Here is a 20240-nt window from a genome sequence, read left to right on the forward strand (position 1 = left end):
TCCCCTAGCATAACGATTAGTGGACAGCTTTTTTTCTAGGTTCGGACGTATAATTTAATTTATCAGTAACGCAAATCCGTTACCCGAGCCAAGGAGTAGGTAAAGGACAATGACTGAATTACTTCAAAGCCTCAGCACACAAAACGAGTTCGTTGCTCGCCACAACGGACCAAACAAATCTGACCAACAGAAAATGTTGGAAGCGATCAACGCAGTTAGCCTAGATTCGCTTATCGACGAAACCGTTCCAGCACAAATTCGCCTAGAGCAGCCAATGAGCTTGGCAGAAGCGAAAAGCGAAGCAGACATGCTGGCAGCAATGCGTGAGTTCGCCGATCAGAACCAAGTTAAACGTACATTCATTGGTCAGGGTTACTACAACACCTTCACGCCAAACGTAATCCTACGTAACGTGATGGAAAACCCGGGCTGGTACACCGCTTACACCCCTTACCAACCAGAGATCTCACAAGGTCGTCTAGAAGCACTTCTAAACTACCAACAAATGGTGATGGATCTTACTGGTATGGAAATCGCAAACGCGTCATTGCTCGATGAAGCAACGGCAGCAGCAGAAGCGATGACACTTTGTAAGCGTGCGGGTAAGAGCAAGAGTAACGTATTCTTCGTTGCTGACGACGTTCACCCACAAACCATCGAAGTAGTAAAAACTCGTGCGAAATTCATCGGCTTTGAAGTCCTAGTTGGTTCTCTAGAATCACTACCAGAGCAAGACGTATTCGGCGCGCTAGTTCAATACCCAGGCACAACAGGTGAAGTTCGTGACCTAACGGACATCATCGCAAAAGCGCAAGCGAACAAAACACTAGTAACCGTAGCGACTGACCTATTGGCTTCTGCCCTACTGAAACCTGCAGGTGAAATGGGCGCAGACGTAGCAATCGGCTCAGCACAACGTTTCGGCGTTCCTATGGGTTACGGCGGTCCACACGCAGCCTTCATGGCAACACGTGACAAGCACAAGCGTACAATGCCAGGTCGTGTTATCGGTGTTTCTATCGATACTAACGGCAACCAAGCACTGCGCATGGCAATGCAAACGCGTGAGCAACACATCCGTCGTGAAAAAGCGACATCAAACATCTGTACCGCTCAAGCTCTACTAGCGAACATGGCGTCTTTCTACGCGGTTTACCACGGCGCAGAAGGTCTACGCACGATTGCTCGTCGTACGCACCACATGACCGCTATCCTAGCTGCTGGTCTAACGAAAGGCGGCTTCGAGCTTGCTCACAACAGCTTCTTCGACACCATCACCATCAATACTGGTGCACAAACTGAAGACCTATACGCGAAAGCACTAGCAGCAGACATCAACCTACGTAAGTTGGGTACTCAGCTAGGTGTAAGCTTTGACGAAACCACAACCGTGGCAGACGTAGAAGCCCTATTTGCAGTATTCGGTGTGAAAGAAGAAGTCGCAGCACTATCAACGGAAATCGCAGGCAACGAATTTGCAGCGATTCCAGAAGCACTGCGCCGCACAACAGAATACCTAACGCACCCTGTGTTTAACACGCACCACAGCGAAACACAGATGATGCGTTACCTAAAACAGCTAGAGAACAAAGACTTCTCGCTAACGCACGGCATGATCCCACTGGGCAGCTGTACGATGAAGCTGAACGCAGCAGCAGAGATGATTCCAGTAACGTGGCCTGAGTTTGGTTCGATCCACCCGTTCGCACCAGCAGAACAAGCAGCCGGTTACGCAGCACTAGCAAAAGATCTGAAAGAGAAGCTATGTGAAATCACAGGCTACGACGCATTCTCACTGCAACCAAACTCTGGTGCATCTGGTGAGTACGCAGGTCTTATCGCTATTCAACGCTACCACGAAAGCCGTGGCGAAGGTCACCGCAACGTATGTTTGATCCCAAGCTCTGCGCACGGTACTAACCCTGCGACAGCGTCTATGGTGTCAATGAAAGTGGTTGTTGTTAAGTGTGATGAAGAAGGTAACATCGACGTCACTGACCTAGCAGCGAAAATCGAGAAGCACAAAGACAACCTATCAAGCATCATGATCACTTACCCTTCTACGCACGGCGTATACGAAGAGCAAGTGAAAGAAGTGTGTGAAATGGTTCATGCCGCGGGCGGTCAGGTTTACCTAGACGGCGCAAACATGAACGCACAGGTTGGTCTAACAACGCCGGGCTTCATCGGCTCTGACGTTTCTCACCTAAACCTACACAAAACCTTCTGTATCCCACACGGTGGTGGCGGTCCGGGTATGGGTCCTATCGGTGTGAAATCGCACCTAGCACCTTTCCTACCGGGTCACATTGAAAATGGTGCAGACGGCGAAAACTTCGCAGTGTCCGCAGCGGATATGGGTAGCGCGTCTATCCTGCCTATATCTTGGGCTTACATCGCGATGATGGGCGACGCTGGCCTAACAGACGCAACGAAAGTAGCGATTCTGAACGCGAACTACGTGATGGAGCAATTGCGCCCTCACTACCCTGTTCTTTACCGTGGCTCTAACGGCCGTGTAGCGCACGAATGTATTATCGATATTCGTCCACTAAAAGAAGAAACAGGCATCAGCGAAGAAGACATCGCGAAGCGTCTAATGGACTACGGTTTCCACGCACCAACCATGTCGTTCCCTGTAGCAGGCACGCTAATGGTTGAGCCAACGGAATCGGAAGACCTAGAAGAGCTAGACCGCTTCTGTGATGCGATGATCGCAATCCGTGAAGAGATGACAAAGGTTAAGAACGGTGAATGGCCGCTAGATAACAACCCGCTTGTTAACGCGCCACACACTCAAGTTGACCTAGCGAAAGATGAATGGGATCGTCCATACTCTCGCGAGCTTGGCTGCTTCCCTTCTAAAGCAACTAAATCTTGGAAGTACTGGCCAACAGTAAACCGCGTAGATAACGTATACGGCGACCGTAACCTAATCTGCTCGTGCCCAAGCATCGATAACTACGAAGATTAATTTTTGTAGAATCTAAATAGACAAAGGCGAACCGATTGGTTCGCCTTTTTGTTTTTGAGTAAAAGCTTGACTGTGATTTATAAAATTACTAACTCATTAATTAAATAGGATATGTTAAATAGATATATGAGTATCTGAATTAACGCTCCAATCCCTAATGCTAGTGGGAAATAAAGTGCAAAAGCAGCCTTAGTACTGGGTGTTAGCACTTCTTTTTCAATATGGAACACCACCATTTGACAGGATACGCTCTGCATCTCGGTCATAACTGTCAGCTAGCTCCCTTAATGTCAAAGCTAACCGTTGGTATCCAGCATTCTCAACTTCATCTGCTCGTTCTCGATATTTGTCTGCTAGGTCTCTCTCTGGTTTAGCTTCGGGGTCAACTGTGTGAACTCCTCGTGAATTGAAAACCCCAGTACGATATCCATCTCTTAGACTAGAACGCTCTCTGCTATTCATTGCATTTGCTATCACTGGATGTATCCACAAATTATTGCCCCCGGCAGGAGAGTGAACAAGTACATCACCAAGCTGAATCAACGCGACATCATAATGTCCTGATGCTTTTACAATCTCTTCCATTGTCGCAAGCCATGCTGTGAATTCTTCCGGGTTAAATTCCCGGTTTGGTTTAGTGCCTGGAACAGTTCGCCATGCAGAGAGCAAACGATATGCGTTAGTGGCAATCTTCCGACTCTGTTCGGTTGGTTCAACCGCATCAGCTTTAACGCCCTTCGCTCGATATATGAGCTGAATCAACTCGCAGAAAAAGCTCGGAGTAGACGCCAACCTTCTTTCCAAGGTAACAGGAGAGCCTTCAGAATGCTGACCCAACAATGAAACGTATGCCCATTCAACCTGAAAAAGTTTATCTTCGTCTGTATTGCTATTCTGTTGAAGCGACTTAATAATTTGTGTGATGTGATAACTATCGACTCTCCCTACCTGGTCCTCTGACTGCACGAGCGCCAGTAGAGCCTCACACGCTATGTCAGTGTTTAGCCCCTTGTTATCACGTGCATTTCTCGACAGTCCATTAATTACAGCGCTTGGGCGGTCATATTTTAGAAGCTTTGATAGAGCAAAGTCTGCGTCATCTTCTGTATCGTATGTATTAACCTCTGTATTTCTCCAGTATTCATGCTCATTCTCACCAAGCAAATGCGTGGCTCTTTCCCATGCGTCTTTAGTAAAAGGCAATGCGCAGAGCAAGTTGGCTATTTGTTTAGGACTCCATTCAGTCATGTCTATACAATCAAACCATTGCCAGCCATCCTTAAACCTACGACGCCAAACATATGAAGAAACCATGGACCATTTCTTTTGCTCTTTCATATCTAACCAGCTAGGCAGCAGCTTTGTATCAAAGTCGAGGCTATCAAAATCTGCAAGCACACTCCCAACTAGGTGGGAGCTGTTCACCGTTGACGAAAACTCTAGCACCTTGTTGATACCACCTTCAGCTAAGATTTCTTCAACCGCAGCCCTACGCATTAGGAATAGTCTTTCCTGCTCTTCTCGCCAATTACCATCACCTTTATACAGGTGAGTGTCTGATTCTGAGAACAGCATACTATGTAACAAACTTGGGTCATTTGGTGCTAACTTAGTAGCAATCTCATCCAATGGCAAAAGGCGCTCTTCCCCGATCGACCATTCAGCTTCAGGGAAGCGGCGGTGGCGTGCAATAAGTTTGCACAGTCTACTCCAAATTGGTAACCGATCCTGTTCGGGCAAGTTCAAACAAGAGTCCGACAACAACCTATCTCTCAACGTATCCGATGCTGGTGATGGTAAGCGATCATAGTTTCCAATCAGTGATGCGAGCTTCTCAACATCGAACTCTGCTTGCTCAACTATTAGCTCAGCGCAGAATCGAACTTGCTCCCAATATTCGTCGTTTGTGACCCCTTTCTCCCAACCTTCAGGAAATATATTTTTCCAAACAGGTTTGTGAGTTCCTGATGTTGTGGAGTATTGATTAGGCAACAAACTTTCTAACAACTTCCATGCGACTTCAGGTTGCTCGGAGCATATTGTTCTCAAAGCGACCTGTCGCTTCTCAACTGAAGCTAACGTATGAGGCATCCATGGTAGGAAAATATCCGTCAACGAGTTTCCCGGTCTATTTGCCCAGTTACCCCCAGGATCATGTGACGCTATCTCCGCCAGAACCACTGCAACTCGACTAAGGTGAACTTCATCCCAGGCAATACCTTCAAGCGCCCACAACAAACCAGCGATATAATTTCTACCAAATACGCCAACGTCTTCTTGCTTAAATAGAGCATCTAATGGAGATGGGGAAATGGACATAGCATTCTCTACAGCTGAAATAAATTCGCCTGGGTCAGCTTCAGAGAGATTTGGAAGCAAGTTGTGGAGGCTCCCCCACCGCAGCCAATCACTATTTTCAAACAGTTCGCGGATTGATAACGCCGCGATGCCATCAGCCTTACCAAAACTGCAATTTTCTAGTAGAGCGTTCTGACTCCCCACTAGTGCTAACGTTTCAGTTAGTCCCTCACGTAAATTGTTGGAGTGTGGAAACACCTTGCCATAAACTGCTGCTGCGTATCGCTCATCACTTGGTAATTCAAACGACGGGTCATTGACACACAGGACTTCTAATGCCGAACTTTTCAAAGTATCCAAGTGGTCATCAAAAATTCTACCTCCTAAGACTTGCCATGATTGCAAACGCTCCTTGAATGTCCACAATCCATTCTTGTATATCAAAGGAGTATCGTGAACCTGTAACGTTTCTCTCAAGTCAACTATCCAATCACTATACTTTTCACCAACCACCTGACTAACCACTTCAAGATCTGCTTCGTTAGATTCGTTCCAGCTACCAATGAGCATTGCCAGAGCCAACTTTGAGGCTGAAGAATGTTGATTCCAATCTGTAACGATAAGTTCATCAACGACTTCAACTTCATCGATAGCATCTTCCTTGATAAAGCCCTTCGGAATATAGTTAATCTCAGGATCTCTAAAATGACTGACTAAATCTTCAGATAAAGTTTCAGTTGTGATGGTTCCAGCATACTGATTGAAATCTTGAACTTCGCTTAAAATCTGGTACCAGATTTTATCTGGGATGTCCTTATTAAACTGGGAAATGTGCGAATGTAATAAGGATGAAACAACACTTCCCTTTTTGGCCAGATCATAGCCAAGCAAATGGAAATGCTTCAAAAACTCGTACAAGTCGATGTTGTTAACATCATAACCACCATTGGCGGTTTTTAACTGTACTTTAAAAGCTTCAAGCTTAGCTCTAACTGTATCCGAACAGAAGTTAGCACGAGCTACCTGAGTAAGAAATTCGTCAACATCACGAGTGTGACGAGCCTGCTCCAAGAGACCATTTACTCCATCAGTATCCGTTGCATTAATCGGCCCAGTGATTAACGCGATGATATCTTTTCCTTTAGTAAAGAGTTCAGTATTGTTGAAGTCATTCCATGCAGCCTGAATAACTTCCGCAAAAAGTGAGCTTTTTGCGGTGATCGCGATAGAATTTTTAACTTGCCCGAGCAATCGACGCCTTTCGTTATTTGCAGGGTTTTCCACAAAAACAATCAGGTCATCCGTTCCGTAGCCTGAAATTGCTCCTTGTAATTTAATCTCTACAATTGGCCACGCAGGTAAACAAGGTGCATAGCCACCACTAAGCATCAAGGTGACAAATGTAGCCTGAATGTTAGCCTCGAACCTTGAACCGCCGCTACCAGTCGAAAAAGCGTTACTAAGCTGTTTTCCATCCTGTGACATTGTTATCTATTTCCTATGAACTAATGTTCGTTTAATTCTGTAATACACATTACCGGCAACATAAAAAATAAGTCAAAAGTTGTTCTCTACGATTGATTCAAGATGCCACAACAACCAATATCTACTAGGCCAACTTTATATGACTTGATTGTTATCAATAAGCTTGTGAATTATAAGAAAACTTATTACTAGTAGAAGATCATTGCTTAGATGCATGTGTACCAATGTACTAAAAGGCGTTCGCCGCAAAAGAAATGCTCGACTATTTGTATAGATATCTCTGCTCATCTTATTTATGAATTCTTACTTGACGTCATTTCAATAACGCCCCCCAAACTTGCTCTGTTATTAGAACCTAACGCGCGGTAGGTAGATTCCTAGTCTCGCCTAGGCTCGCTGGAATGACTCATCAGAAACACCGAGTGTAGTGGTTCAGCTTTTGCGCTGAATTTGAGTGACCCACTAAACACTGAGCTTCATGATCGAAAAAGGCGAACCGTGTGGCTCGCCTTCTTAGTAGTGCATGAGGTAACTGAGTTGGACTGAGCCGTTTATTAGGGTGTTAAACCTAAGCTAATCACGAATAGGTTGTTCCTATCTTCCTTAGTTACCAGTCAGATTATTGCTCTTTACCACTGCGACGTAGTTCTCAATCACTGGGTGATCGAACTGTTCCGATTCGTACATTACCCAGCGTTGGGCGACGGTCAGGTCAGTAAACGAACCATCCTTAAAATCACCATGCCAACGTACATCAAATTCAGCGGCATATTTACCTCTGCCAAGGTAAGAGACATCAACACTCTCGATATCGTGGTCGTCAGACAGCGCTAAGTCATGTATCCAATGGTGCTAGTCCATAAACTCATTTTAAGAAAAATCTTAGTTTAACGGACTGACATCGTTGCCTAATTGGCTTTTTACTTCCGTTTCTGGCTATCCATGTTCACGCTCCAATCCCTAATGTAAAGCTTCGGATTTGATAATTAGAGGGCGTATAGAACACTAGTTAAACGACCAATATTCCAATTACAATTCACGCGATGGAACTAGAACAACTCTCACTTTATAAACTCATGAATGACAACATCAGCATTGTCTTGGACTGACTCGTTGCCAATTATCTCTGGCCAATATGTCACTTGATTTGCCAATTTGCCTGTTAGTCCTTTTTCACTGCCCCACCAGATACCAGATTCAAAAGCCTCTATATTTAACATCACATCGACATAGCGTTTAGCCCCCACTTCTACAGAATGGGCTCTACCAAGGAGTTGCATTAGCCGCATTGTGGCATTGGTCGCCCACTTTTGATACCAAGGAAAAGCATCAGCTCCAGACGTACCCGCAGCCATTCCTGGATCAATAGTAACGAACCTAAAGTTCTTATGTTTGCGTGCCATACTCATGGTCCATAGGGCACCCATAAGTTTTACGGAACCATAGTGGTCGGTATAAGCCTTGTTATTGGCAAATTTTTCTCCATTTACGACCGACATCCACTCTTTTATAGATCCTTCTGTAATTGGAGGTTTCGCTGCGCCAATCTCAGGAGCACCTCTGGCCGCAAAGCTGGCGACATACATGACCGAGCCTCCTGTGTTTAACTTGCCGTTATCCATTAAAAGCTCAGCCAAATGGGTGTTTCCTAACACATTTACTGCAAAGGTAAAAATAACTCCGTCATTTGTTAGTTTTGTGGGCTCAGAGCCGCCTGCACCACCAGCATTCAGTACAATGCCATCGACTTTGGCGTCAAGATTCTCAGCCGCTTTTCGACATGATTCTAAGTCACTCACATCTACTATTAATGTTTCGAAAATTTTCTTGCCTGTTAGTTCTTCTAATTGATGAAGCGCCTCTGCAGCTCGCGTTTCACTTCGACATGCCAAAATAATTTTGGAAATACCTTTTCTTTGGGCGAACTGTCTAGCAGCCTCGAAACCAAGCCCAGAGTTAGCGCCGGTGATTAAAATTGAAGAATAAGTCATATCGAACACCTAGTGTTGGGGATAGAAGATTAGAAGTGAAAGAGCTGTTGATATATTAAAAAAGATTAATGACTCAAATTTTAGTTCATTAAATTCTTACGCAGCGAACACTGAACATATACTCTTTTGAGCTAGTGGCACGACGAATTTCGCCTTTGTGCGAGTTCCACCACGAGTAAGCCAATGTGCGAATAATACCTTTAGAGTCAGAAGCGCTATCTGCAGTCCAAAACTCGGTGTAAGCACCTTCAGTGATATAAAAACCGTTCCACTTCACACCAGCAGGCCTTGCGAAAAACTTATGTTTATTGACCAATGATTGGTCCACTTTTTTAAATGGTCCGTCAGTTTGCGCCTCTTTCAGTTGCAAACCAATATCTTGGTCACCACCGCGCCAACCCTCTTGGTGAAGCTCCTCTTCAGACATACCGATGCTTCGCTCAAGCGTCTTCCAATCTTCGTCAGTTGCGACTCTCCAACCTCCAGGGCAAAGGTTTCTCTCATCAGCAACGTCATGCCAATTGTAAAGTCGACCGTACTTTAACAAGTTAGCTTCGTCATCGTTTGGAATGACGCCAGATCGCACCGCAGAGCCATCTTGGAATCGAGTACTTCTTAATCCTTCGGCTAACCAAACCTGATCGCCGATGGTCACCGTTCTATAGATGTTACCTTCTGCGTCCTGCACAGTGTCTTCTAATTGATAAAGCGCATTATTGATGCCATTCGCAGAGGTTGTAGCAGCAAGGACCATACTGACTCCTGTAGATAAAATGATATTTTTCACGACAAGTAACCTTTCATTGGCGTAGTGTTATTACTATATCTATCACTTTGTATCTAAACTAGGCGAAATACTCTTGAAAAAATGCCTATTTGTATCACGCATGGATTCTAAGCTATCTCGTTGTATGGTTCGATAACTAGGTAATATTCTCCATAATGTCCTTCGACTGGCTCCATTGTTTAGGCGATTGACCAAACATGCGCTTAAACTCTCGGCTAAATTGAGAGGAGCTCGCATACCCTACCGCCATCGCCGTCTCGTTAACGCTCATCCCTGAAGCTATCTTCATAGCGGCTTTGTTTAGGCGCATCGACTTCATAAATTGGATTGGGGACATACGCGTTGCTTGTTTGAATTTGCGATGGAAAACTGCACGACTCATATTAACGACAGAAGCGAGTTCTTCGATGGTAACGTTCTTACTAAGATTAAGTGATAGATACTCAATCGACTTAGCGATTTCGTTGCCAATACCAAACGCTCTTCTTGCAGAAATGCCTGCGTCGCCTTTCAAGACTGCGTAGTAGAATTCGCGTAGGCGACTTTCACCCAAGATCGCGGTATCTGCGCTGTTCTCGCAAAGTTGGAGTAACCTTAGCAGCGCATCAGAAAAGGTGTCATCCCAGTTAGCTAATGACATACCAGGCGGTTGTGAACTACTTTTGGGTAATTTTATTGCGCCAACAGTACTTTCCATTTCAATAGCCAGTTCTGTCATCACCTTGGTATCTAGAGATATATAGACTCCCAATAATGGATCTTCTGAAGAAGCTTCAGGTGTCCCCGCTTCAACGGGCAGAGATACCGTGCAGCACATGTATTGACTGTTGTCATAGATGTAATGTTCGCCCTCAAGAATCGCTTCTTTCTTGCCACTCAATATTACAACCACCGCCGGTTCATATACCGCTGGCGCACAAGGAATCGAGTGCGTCACTCGGAACAGGTTGACACCCTTGATTCCCGTTTCGATGATGCCGTCTTCGGTGATACGGCTCTCTACTATTTGTTTAATTCTCTGTTTCATTTTTAGCTACGATGTTTACGTTGATACAAATAGGCACATTTTCGAGATCATTTATTCCACTTAGACAATCCCACGAGAGATATAGTCAAATCTACCTAACGATAGCCCCTCCAATAACAGCTTGCAAATACAGTTCACCATTAGCAGCGAGCTCCACAAGATCGAAGAGACTCACACGATGACGATTCGACGACTTGGCAAAAAACTGATTGTAGAGAACCCTGCGCTCACAAATTGTCATGATTCAGCCACTGAGTCTGAATTAGAGTTAGCCCACAAACATCAAACCCGAGAGATCAAAAAAGGCGAACCACTTGGCTCGCCTCTTTTGTCAGTAAGGATTTGTTAGCTCGTTTTTGATGCCGCGTGCTGCGCTACCATAAACGCGATGACTTCTTCGTTTAGGCAAGATTTGCTGATGTATTGGCGCTGTTTACCAAGGTGAAGGATTAAGCCCAAATCAGTTTGTTCGAGTTGATCGATTTCATTCCAAGCGAGGCTGCGGTCAACTTTACCGCTTTTGTAGCGTACGCCCTCTGCATTCACATCAAAAACCACTTTGCTGCCACGGCTTGAACTGATGGTTTGACGCCACAGCCACCAAGTTCTTTTGAAGTAAACGCTGCACGCTTCAATCACACTCAATACGATAAAGAACCAACCGACATAACCGTTAGGTAGCAGTTCAAACTCCAATAAAACCACACCAAAGACAAGAAACAGTATCCCTTTTAGATATGCCTGTGGGAACTTCGTTGGCTGGCTTGTTTGATCATAACACTCAGCAAAGAAAGGTTTGTCGAGTATATATTCTGTAGTGAATTCGAAATCTTTAGACATGTATGGTTACTTCAAGGCTTCTGTAAATGAGTAATCTTGGTTGCACTCTCGCAACGCGTGCATTGTAGCGCGTCTCGGGACTTATCTTTAGTCCTTTTGATTCTGTTTTGTAAATCAATGATACCGCCACACTAAAAGACCTCGGTGCACTTGCCAAGATCAAACAAGGCGAACCATTTGGCTCGCCTTGTTAATTAGTGACCTATGTGACTTATTGAGGTTTTCTACTTTAGAGGGTCGTTGTCTGGCAATGCACTGTGTATCCATACTGCCAGTCGGTGTTTGATGCTTGCGCCGTCTAGCTTGCTTTCCGGTAGTGGTGTGATCTGTTTGGCATCAACCAAGAATAGGTAAATCGCTTTTACTCTTAGAGGTTGTGGTGACTGAGGAAGGTCAAAACCTTGTAGCTTCGCCATCTTCCCACCAATCTCTAGTGCCTTCTTAACCAGTTTGTCTTCATTGTGAAGCTTGGAGCTTTTTGACATTGATAAATCCTCTTCTTCGCTTCAATTAAGAATACATGAAGTGTCACGTATGGCGTGTTAGTACGCTCGCATATTGATAAGTTTATGCCTTACAACTCGGTAAGTGCTTAAAAATCAATCATAATTTCGTACCTTCTATCTCGCGTTGCTTTATAGAAGCCAACCACAAAGCGTTAACAGCATCACCTCTAGAAACTCTTAATGCGAGATCAACGACGGATAAAAAATATACCGTTCAGTTTCGACCAATATCATGTTCTCGTGATGAAAGAAGAAGAAATTTCATTGGATTCGATATGTTCATATATGCTTATGCCTGTGAACTATAATCAATAAGATTCCACGCATTCTATAAATAACAAAGGACTGTGTTATGCCACGAACGTTAGAACAGGCTGTTCAAATTTTAGACCGAGACTTAGAAGAGTTTCTCAACCTCTTCCCACTATCGATATTCAGTGCAGGTCAACAAAAAGGGGTCGTTAGATACTATTTGTACTCTCTCGGCGAAACGGCACTCGGGCTTAATCACGGGGTACCAATGACAGAGACGAAATTACGCCTTGGCCCTAAATCGTTAGCCAAAAATTCAAAATCACTTCAATGCATTCATATCCCTGTCTCGAAGTATCAACAACTCAAACCCGAATCCATTTCAAAAGTCACCCATTATGATGCGGCCGATTTCCTTGTGACGACACAGTTAGTGGGATGTACATTCGCTATTCGTAATTCCAAAGACGGAGGACTCGAGTTTTTACACGTTCAACCACAGGGCAATATGGACGGCGTAAGCGTTCAGCAGGAAATGCAAAAAACCTTTGAGGTGTCGATGGGTAAAGGGAATGGAACCGGCACGACTTACGGTCAAAATATGCGGGTTAGCGTGATGGGGGCGCGTCGTAATGGCCTTTGGACTGTCTATGCACAACACATTGATAGTAGTAACAATGTAATTAAGGTTGAGTGCATTTATCGACAACCAAGTACGGTGGCTTACGTGGATTAGCCTTCCCCATCTAGGTTCTTTACTCACTACTCCAAAAAGCAAAGAATGTGAGTTGGCCAAATAGGTTGACTCACTTCCCTATCTCTTCCGTAACAACCTTTCCTTTCAAACTCTTCTCGTGACTTATTGCTGTACTCAAAAAGTTATCAATATTAGACATCAGCAGCCTGCTGCATAAACTTGGCTTCAGCCTTTGAGTAACACTGCTCACCAACGTAGATTTCACTTTCTAGCAAATACATGCCTCGCTTACTCTTGATGCAATGCGCTTCCACTCGGATAGAACGATTGAGAGGGATAGGTTTGATAAAGCGCACCTCTAGCTTAGCCGTCATTGCGCAGATATCTTGGGCGAAAAGGCAGTGTGTCATGGCAGTATCGTGCAGCGCACTGATGGCACCGCCTTGCATTACGCCTTGATAGCCTTGAACCTTTTCTGTCGGCACGATTTGTCCCTGCACGCCACCACTCGGCATTGCAATAAATTGAATCGTATCGTGCGCGTTGAAAAACGGCTGGCAGCAGACTGCGCAATGTTGGTGGTTTCTAGGAGCGCGAATAGACATAAAGACCTCTGAGTTTGAGATTGTCTGTGGAACAAAACAGAATGAGTAAAGAGAACAAAGAAAAGAAGCGTTAGACTTGGCGAGCGACTGACATGGTGAATTTCTTTATCTATTTGAGGCATTCACTTTATGCCCTGTAATTAGCATATGCCAATAACAAAAAGTGAGAAATTAGGTTCCATCGAGCTGGATGCCTTCGCCAAAGAATCACTCTCTTATCGAAACTGACTCACCACTGGTTTCACGTACCAAAGTCGCTTACTATGCCAAGTACCTATAACGCTTTGTGAGCCACTCATGAGCAGTAAAAATAATAAAAATCTCGGCATTCTTCTTAAGCTCAACACCTTCGTTTCACCTTATAAATGGCGTGTTGCTGCTGCCTTAGTTGCCCTTATCGCCACAGCCAGCCTAACGCTATCTGTCGGCTACGGCGTGCGCATTCTTATAGACCAAGGCTTTGCTCAGCAATCGCTGCAAGAACTCACCAATGCGATTCAATTTATCGTCGGTGTGACGCTGTGTATCGCGGTGGGGACGTTTTTCCGTTTCTATCTGGTTTCTTCTGTGGGCGAACGCGTCAGCGCGGACATTCGTCTTGCAGTGTTTAACCATGTGATTACGCTGCATCCTAGTTATTTTGAGACCAATAGTAGCGGCGATATTATGTCTCGGCTCACCACTGACACGACGTTGCTGCAAAGCATTATTGGGTCATCATTTTCTATGGCGATGCGTAGCGCGCTTATGTGTGTTGGTGCGATCATCATGTTGTTCGCAACCAACTTTAAGCTCACTTTGATTGTGCTGGCTTCTGTGCCATTCGTACTGGTTCCGATTTTGGTTTATGGAAGACGAGTACGTGCCCTATCACGCCAAAGCCAAGACACCATGGCCGACGTCGGCAGCTATGCAGGCGAAGCGATTGAGCACATCAAAACGGTTCAAAGCTTTAGCTCAGAGCAACATGAACGCGCGGCGTTTGCTGTCGAAGTAGAAAAAGCTTACGAGGTGGGTAGACAGCGAGTAAAACAGCGCGCGATTCTGATTTCTGGTGTTATCGTCATTGTATTCAGCGCCATTGCTGGCATGCTTTGGGTTGGTGCATACCGCCACAAAGTAGTTCATTCATTTTTATTACATATCCCCTTCCATTTGACTTGTAGCCAGAGTAATAAAAAACACCTCATTCTTTGAGATTATTTACCCATAAATTCCCTGATATACGCAAATGTATTACCTTACCACTAGTGCTATGCTCATCCAATGAGTATACAACACTTCGATAGTAACAAGCTTGCGCCATCACCATAGTAAATACAGTGCCAAGCTTACATGTTTTTTTGCGCTGTTGATGTTAGCTGCTAACTGTCTTATTTCATTGTAAAGAGATAGCCCGTCAAAACCAAGGCGTAGTTGACGTCTAGCTAAAGGTTGGCTTTGTTGCTTAATTCGGTGAGAAGACATGGCAGTCCCATGTTGAACGCTTCTTAAACAACATACTGAGTTTCAGGCATACCAAGCCCTGTTAGCTTGTTCAGCGCTTTGATCATGGCATAAGTTTCGCCAACCTGAGCGTTGTAGTTTCTTAAGCTTAATTTTCCACCTAACAACTGTTTCACCCGATGCATTGTTGTCTCTGATAGTGAGCGCTTATGATAGCCATACCGCTTTTTCCACTTCTCGTTGGAACCGTAGAGCTTCTGGCAACCTACTGCTAAATTTCGAGGGTGTCCTTGCTCCCAGAAGGCTGCCCCTTCTCGTGGCGGAATGAGCGGAACTGCTCCCTTGATTCGTATAGCATCGTGACAACTCCTTGTGTCATAAGCACCATCACCTGATATCTCGATGATTTTACGACGTGTCTGCTTGAGTAAGTTGGGGAGCACTTCGGCATCGGTTACGTTCGATAAACTCAGCTCTGCTGCGATTATCTCGTGGGTGCTCGTATCTACTGCGATATGCAACTTACGCCATACTCTGCGCTTCCCATCAGTACCATGCTTCTTAGCCTTCCATTCACCTTCGCCATAAACTTTGAGGCCAGTGGCATCAATTGCCAGGTGTTGTATCGCACCTCTGGTTTTAGTTTTAAATGAAATCTCAACTTCCTTGGCTCGACGGCTTATACAGGTGTAGTGTGGACAAACTAGCGGGATATTAGCTAGCTTAAATACAGAGTCTAGAAAACCTTGTAGCGCTCTCAATGGCATAGAGAAAATGCGTTTCACCATCAGTGCAGTAGTAATGGCTAAGTCGCTGAACCGGCGAGGTCTACCACGCTTGCCTTGTTTGTTTTGTTTCCACTCAGCTATCGTTTCCTCATCAATCCAAAAGGTCAGAGAACCACGGTTGATTAAGGCTTTGTTGTACTGCTTCCAGTTAGTTGTTTTGTAACGAGGTTTAGGCATGAGGCTACGACGATTGATGGGTGTAGCCGATCAGATCGTAGCTTCTAGATTTAGTTCCATCGATTTAAGCAACAAAGCCACGTTCTGGTCATTGACGGCGTCTGTTTTAATACCGTTGATCTGTTCTGAAATATCAAAACCAATCTCTTTTAACACGTCCCATCGAGCATTTCTTTCTCGAATTAACACAGCCACCTGAGACAAGGAATTTGCAAAGCTGTCGGTTAATGCATTTAACTGCTCTTGATTAACATAACCAAGTTGCGTCAAATACAATTTCCACTCGTCGAGCTTTGATTCAAACTGCTGATAGTCTCGCTCATTATTGGTCAATAAGTATTCTGTCCCTTCTTGTGTTAGCGCTTTAAACACCAAGGTGGCGTCAGCAAGTTCCGCGCGATATTGCGTTACATCGGTCGCTTCAGAAAGGCGTTTTTCTAACTTTGATTCCACTTGCTTTTGAAAAGAGACAAGTTCGGCAACCTTTAGATCTCGCTCTTTCATTAAGCGAGAAACGTCATTTAGATTATCCATGTAGCGAACCAATTCAGCAGTCACTTTTTCAAATCGAGTTTTACGCTCTGGATCGAAGGCATTTTCAGCCTGTTTTTGTGCTTCGGTAAGGGCTAATTTTAACGCATCCATAGATCGAGAAAAAAAATTGAGGATCGCGATTCGTCCGATATGTCAGTGCATTGGTTCGAGCGGTTAAAAGGTTTGTTTCGATTTCGGTTGCTTCAAACGCAGTGGTATTGATGGTTTGAAAATGAATAAAATTATTGTTGATGTGTTTGGTGGTAACAATACCAACCGCGGTGATTGCAAATAGCACCAAAATAACGGCACTTAAAATCAGGTAAAACTTATGTTTTATTTTTTTAATCTTGTTTAGCATTCCGCCTAACTCCGTGAGAACAGCAAGAATGAAATACTAAAAACCCATGGATTTAGGTGCAAACTGGCCAATCAAAGCGAAACACCCTATCTATCTGTTATTATTGAATTTATATCAGAATATCAGCTTTTTCCGACGAGAAACAAAGATTGATACGTCAATGTAAGACCGTCATTCTCTCACGCGCTATCTAATTGATTCTATTATTTTTAGCGTGACACTTTCTCACATACGAGACACACCCTTTCAAATAATGAAATTGTCATTTTCACCCACTCCTCACAGATTTTTCCTACAATCCTACCTCGTTAAATAAGTGCTGAAAGGAAGCGGCAAGTAAATTGAAATATAAGGTGAGGCACAAATATGAATAACGTTCTTATTATCGACGACCAACCGTTATATAGCGAAGCGCTCGCTTCTCTTGTTCAAACCGCTTTCCAATCTGTTAACGTCGTGGAGTCAACAGACAGCGCTGAAGTTATGGAAATTATTCGTAACCAACCTGTAGATTTGGTTATTTTAGACGTCGTACTAGGTGATCGAGACGGCATGCGCTTGGCTAAGAACATATTAGCGACAGGCTATCAAGGCAAAATCTTGTTTATTTCTTCTCGTGATTATTCAAGTTTGTCTAAAGCCGCATTTGAAATGGGCGCACACGGCTTTTTAAATAAGAATGAAGCGAAAGCCACCATTATGGATGCGATCGTGAGCGTAACGCGTGGATATTCGATGTTTAAAGCGACGCATAACCAATCATCGGGTAACGTCACTTTATCTAACCGAGAAGCGATGGTATTTCACTACCTTGCACAAGGTTACTCAAATAAGAAGATCTCTGAACAACTGTCACTGAGTGCTAAAACCATCAGCACCTACAAAACTCGCATCTTGAAGAAATATCATGCCGAGTCTGTCGTAGAGCTTCTTAATACTCTTCCTCAAGAAGAATGTGGCAGTCTTTGCTGTTAGTTTTGTTCAGACACTCAGTTTAGGTAATTACGTATCTCGCGATGGCATCAGTTAATAACTGGTGCATCGAGTTGTAGCGATGAGTTTGTTTCATCTGCACCACAACTTTCGGACGCCCCTCTGGGTAGAAGGTTTCCGGTACTGGAATAAAATTAAAACCATCTATCGGTTTTTGATACTCAAGCAAAATTGTCGCTGCTGCCCTTTTTCTGATTACCTTTAATAAGCTGGTGATGTTTCCGATAGTCGCGACTCGGTCAATATTTAATCCGCTCTGCTCAAGCGCTCGCTTCGTCACTTGCTCCCTATCCTTCCAACCCGCTAATTCCAGTAGGATAAATTTAAGCTCACACGCTTTCTCTATATCGTGAATACCCAGCTCTTCTGGAACCACAACAACAGCAGGCGCGTAGCCAATAAACTGTTGATGGATCGTTTTAGGATATTCTTCATTAAAGTAATGCAATTGCATATCGACTTTATCTTCCAGAATATCGGCGATGGTGTTGTCTGTACTGCTTGCAACATTCACGTAAGCATTGGGAAACAAATCCATCAGGTCACCTAAAAGCAAGTGACCAAACGATTGCTGTGCAGATTGTGGCAAACAGATAGTAATGCTTTTATCGTAAGACAAAGGATCAAATTCACGTCGTACCAAACAAGACTCAAGCTGATCGAGCGCACTTGTGATTTCTGGCAGTTTTCGTTTTAAGTAGTCGGTGGGTTCAAAGTGATGAGCGTGCCGAATGAAAAGCTCATCTTCCAGTTGTGTTCGTAAACGAGTCAGGTATTTACTGATTGATGCTTCGCTTTTCCCTAGTGCTTTCGCAACAGGCTTAAGTTGGCGATGTCGCTCTAGCAGCACCAGTATTTTGAGGAGGTTTAGGTCTAGATCTTTATTCACAGCGCGGTTACCAAATAGAATCAAAGATTAAAATTGTGATTTTTATAATTACCTTCAGCCAAATACAAAGAAAGCAGCCTTTGCATAGGCTGCTTTACTATAGAAGACCAAAGTCACGTTTTGGTCAAGTTTATCAAACTCTTATATCGCCACTTACTGACATTTAAGTCATTTACTGCGATTTGCAGACATAAGACACTGTCTCAATTTAGCATCGCTTTCGCTTACATTCGTATAGATCTTCATCTGCACGCATGATGACATCTTGCAAAGATTCATGCTCGCTACTTACCGCTAATCCAGTACTTACTCTGATATCTACCTCCATTTTCTTTAATGGGTTGTCCTTAACTACATCTTGTAACTTCTTCTCTAACATAGATGCTTTGCTAGCGCTGCAACCCGGTAAGATAGCCACAAATTCATCTCCCCCGGTTCTAACCAAGTAGTCTGTGGTCCTGAATACTTTGCGCATTGCCTCTGCGATAATCACGATAACCTCATCACCCACGTGATGCCCAAACTTGTCGTTAATTCGTTTGATTCTGTCACCGTCAATGGCAATAACAGAATATGGTGCGGTTCTTAACTTGCGCTTAAATAGCTCTTCTCGAAATACTTTCCGATTGAAGAGTCCCGTCAGTTCATCTTTGGTTGCGTTTGAGATGGCATTGGCCAATTCGACTCGTTTCTCTCTTGTTTCTTGTACCTTGGAAAAGTAGGCAAAGGCGACTGTGAAGTAGATCAAAAATAAAAACGAATAATCAATAACGACTTTACTCAATGGGTAGTCGTAAACAATTAGGTTATTGTTGTCTGCCATGTAAGTTTGACTATACGCAAAGTGTGGCCAAGGATAACCAGGAAAGAACAGCAATATATGCTTGTAACCATTATTGATGTTGACATCAATCGCCTTCCCTTCCTGATACAGTGAATTCAGATACACTTGCTCTCCGAATTCACCAACCAATTTCCCGTTCAGATACACAGGACTCATGATGGTGAATGCCATCGCTCCCGAATAAGGCGTTTTGAACGGGTTAGATATTAGAATTCGGTCCGTTAACTGATCATTCCAAGCCGACAACAAACAGGAGTAGTTCTTTTTACACCACTCTTCATTGAATTCGACACGTTCTTCACGATCCAAACCCTCCACAGGGTGGTCGAAAATCAGCTTATTCCCCCGTGTAAGAACGGAAATAAAGCAGAATACCTTCACGGTCATAGATACTTGAAATAAACCGCTCAGCTTCATGCATCGCTTTACGTGCGATAGCCTCTACAAAATCTAACTCTTTATCTTCGCCTAATGGATATACGGAGTCTGGAAAGTTGTATTCCGTGCTATCAATAACGTCTTGCGCGCTTTTATTCGCGTACGCATCAAGCTTTTCTTCTGTCAGTAAACCAAGCATGATCACTTTCTGCTTCATCTAGTCACGCTTTCCGTATACAAGCCGAACTGCTTTACTTCATAGGAGATCACCAGCGCCCCTATCAGCGTTATCGATGTCATGAACAGAAGTGAAGACACGAACAACGACAGGTATAAGTTTTTTAGCTTCATCCTGAACCTCTTCGTGC

Annotated in this window: 14 protein-coding genes and 2 pseudogenes; 5 read left to right on the forward strand and 11 right to left on the reverse strand. The window is 44.1% G+C overall.

Annotated elements, in window-relative coordinates; all coding sequences use genetic code 11:
* Positions 1-109 precede the first annotated feature (109 nt).
* Entirely contained in the window at positions 110-2974 is a 2865-nt protein-coding gene (gene gcvP / locus KJB05_RS23835) for an aminomethyl-transferring glycine dehydrogenase (RefSeq protein WP_208445995.1), read from the forward strand.
* A gap of 216 nt (positions 2975-3190) precedes the next feature.
* On the opposite strand, the gene KJB05_RS23840 is transcribed toward gcvP, so the two are convergent.
* Entirely contained in the window at positions 3191-6757 is a 3567-nt protein-coding gene (locus tag KJB05_RS23840) for a hypothetical protein (RefSeq protein WP_208445994.1), read from the reverse strand.
* Between the two features lie 588 nt (positions 6758-7345).
* Between KJB05_RS23840 and KJB05_RS23845 the strand changes: the two genes are divergently transcribed.
* Positions 7346-7591, forward strand: a complete 246-nt coding sequence (locus KJB05_RS23845) for a hypothetical protein (protein WP_208445993.1) — start codon at positions 7346-7348, stop codon at positions 7589-7591.
* 227 nt (positions 7592-7818) lie between these two features.
* Here KJB05_RS23845 and KJB05_RS23850 read toward each other — a convergent pair whose 3' ends face one another.
* The 5 genes from KJB05_RS23850 to KJB05_RS23870 form a co-directional block, all read right to left on the reverse strand.
* Entirely contained in the window at positions 7819-8748 is a 930-nt protein-coding gene (locus KJB05_RS23850) for an SDR family NAD(P)-dependent oxidoreductase (protein ID WP_208445992.1), read from the reverse strand.
* 88 nt (positions 8749-8836) lie between these two features.
* Positions 8837-9535 carry a fibrobacter succinogenes major paralogous domain-containing protein gene (locus tag KJB05_RS23855; RefSeq protein ID WP_244868325.1) on the reverse strand — a complete coding sequence of 233 codons (699 nt, stop codon included), beginning with the start codon at positions 9533-9535 and terminating at the stop codon, positions 8837-8839.
* A 136-nt stretch (positions 9536-9671) separates the two neighbouring features.
* Entirely contained in the window at positions 9672-10562 is an 891-nt protein-coding gene (locus KJB05_RS23860) for an AraC family transcriptional regulator (protein WP_208445990.1), read from the reverse strand.
* Between the two features lie 345 nt (positions 10563-10907).
* Positions 10908-11402, reverse strand: coding sequence for a YcxB family protein (locus KJB05_RS23865; RefSeq protein ID WP_208445989.1), 495 nt, complete (start codon positions 11400-11402; stop codon positions 10908-10910).
* Between the two features lie 224 nt (positions 11403-11626).
* A complete protein-coding gene (locus tag KJB05_RS23870; protein ID WP_005376453.1) occupies positions 11627-11887 on the reverse strand; it encodes a DUF5062 family protein in 261 nt (86 codons plus the stop codon).
* A 373-nt stretch (positions 11888-12260) separates the two neighbouring features.
* Between KJB05_RS23870 and KJB05_RS23875 the strand changes: the two genes are divergently transcribed.
* Entirely contained in the window at positions 12261-12896 is a 636-nt protein-coding gene (locus tag KJB05_RS23875) for a hypothetical protein (RefSeq protein ID WP_208445988.1), read from the forward strand.
* Between the two features lie 152 nt (positions 12897-13048).
* On the opposite strand, the gene KJB05_RS23880 is transcribed toward KJB05_RS23875, so the two are convergent.
* Complete coding sequence (locus KJB05_RS23880) at positions 13049-13462, reverse strand: PaaI family thioesterase (RefSeq protein ID WP_208445987.1); 414 nt, start codon at positions 13460-13462, stop codon at positions 13049-13051.
* Positions 13463-13759: 297 nt separating this feature from the next.
* Between KJB05_RS23880 and KJB05_RS23885 the strand changes: the two are divergent.
* Positions 13760-14566, forward strand: a pseudogene (locus tag KJB05_RS23885) (ABC transporter transmembrane domain-containing protein); the annotation flags it as partial.
* A gap of 386 nt (positions 14567-14952) precedes the next feature.
* On the opposite strand, the gene KJB05_RS23890 reads toward KJB05_RS23885, so the two are convergent.
* Together KJB05_RS23890 and KJB05_RS23895 are read right to left on the reverse strand one after the other, a co-directional pair.
* On the reverse strand, positions 14953-15873 hold the full coding sequence (locus KJB05_RS23890) for an IS5 family transposase (RefSeq protein ID WP_213053073.1): 921 nt from the start codon (positions 15871-15873) through the stop codon (positions 14953-14955).
* 30 nt (positions 15874-15903) lie between these two features.
* The gene (locus KJB05_RS23895; RefSeq protein ID WP_244142926.1) at positions 15904-16518 is read right to left on the reverse strand and encodes a hypothetical protein; all 615 of its coding nucleotides are present in this window, start codon (positions 16516-16518) and stop codon (positions 15904-15906) included.
* Between the two features lie 616 nt (positions 16519-17134).
* On the opposite strand from KJB05_RS23895, the gene KJB05_RS23900 reads away from it, so the two are divergent.
* Positions 17135-17743, forward strand: coding sequence for a response regulator transcription factor (locus KJB05_RS23900; protein ID WP_009705265.1), 609 nt, complete (start codon positions 17135-17137; stop codon positions 17741-17743).
* 19 nt (positions 17744-17762) lie between these two features.
* On the opposite strand, the gene KJB05_RS23905 is transcribed toward KJB05_RS23900, so the two are convergent.
* The gene (locus KJB05_RS23905; RefSeq protein ID WP_061009584.1) at positions 17763-18650 is read right to left on the reverse strand and encodes a LysR family transcriptional regulator; all 888 of its coding nucleotides are present in this window, start codon (positions 18648-18650) and stop codon (positions 17763-17765) included.
* 208 nt (positions 18651-18858) lie between these two features.
* Positions 18859-20223 (reverse strand): annotated as a pseudogene (locus KJB05_RS23910) (GGDEF domain-containing protein).
* Positions 20224-20240 lie beyond the last annotated feature (17 nt).

The organism is Vibrio sp. B1ASS3 (assembly GCF_905175355.1).
In the GTDB taxonomy this organism is placed as follows: domain Bacteria; phylum Pseudomonadota; class Gammaproteobacteria; order Enterobacterales; family Vibrionaceae; genus Vibrio; species Vibrio owensii.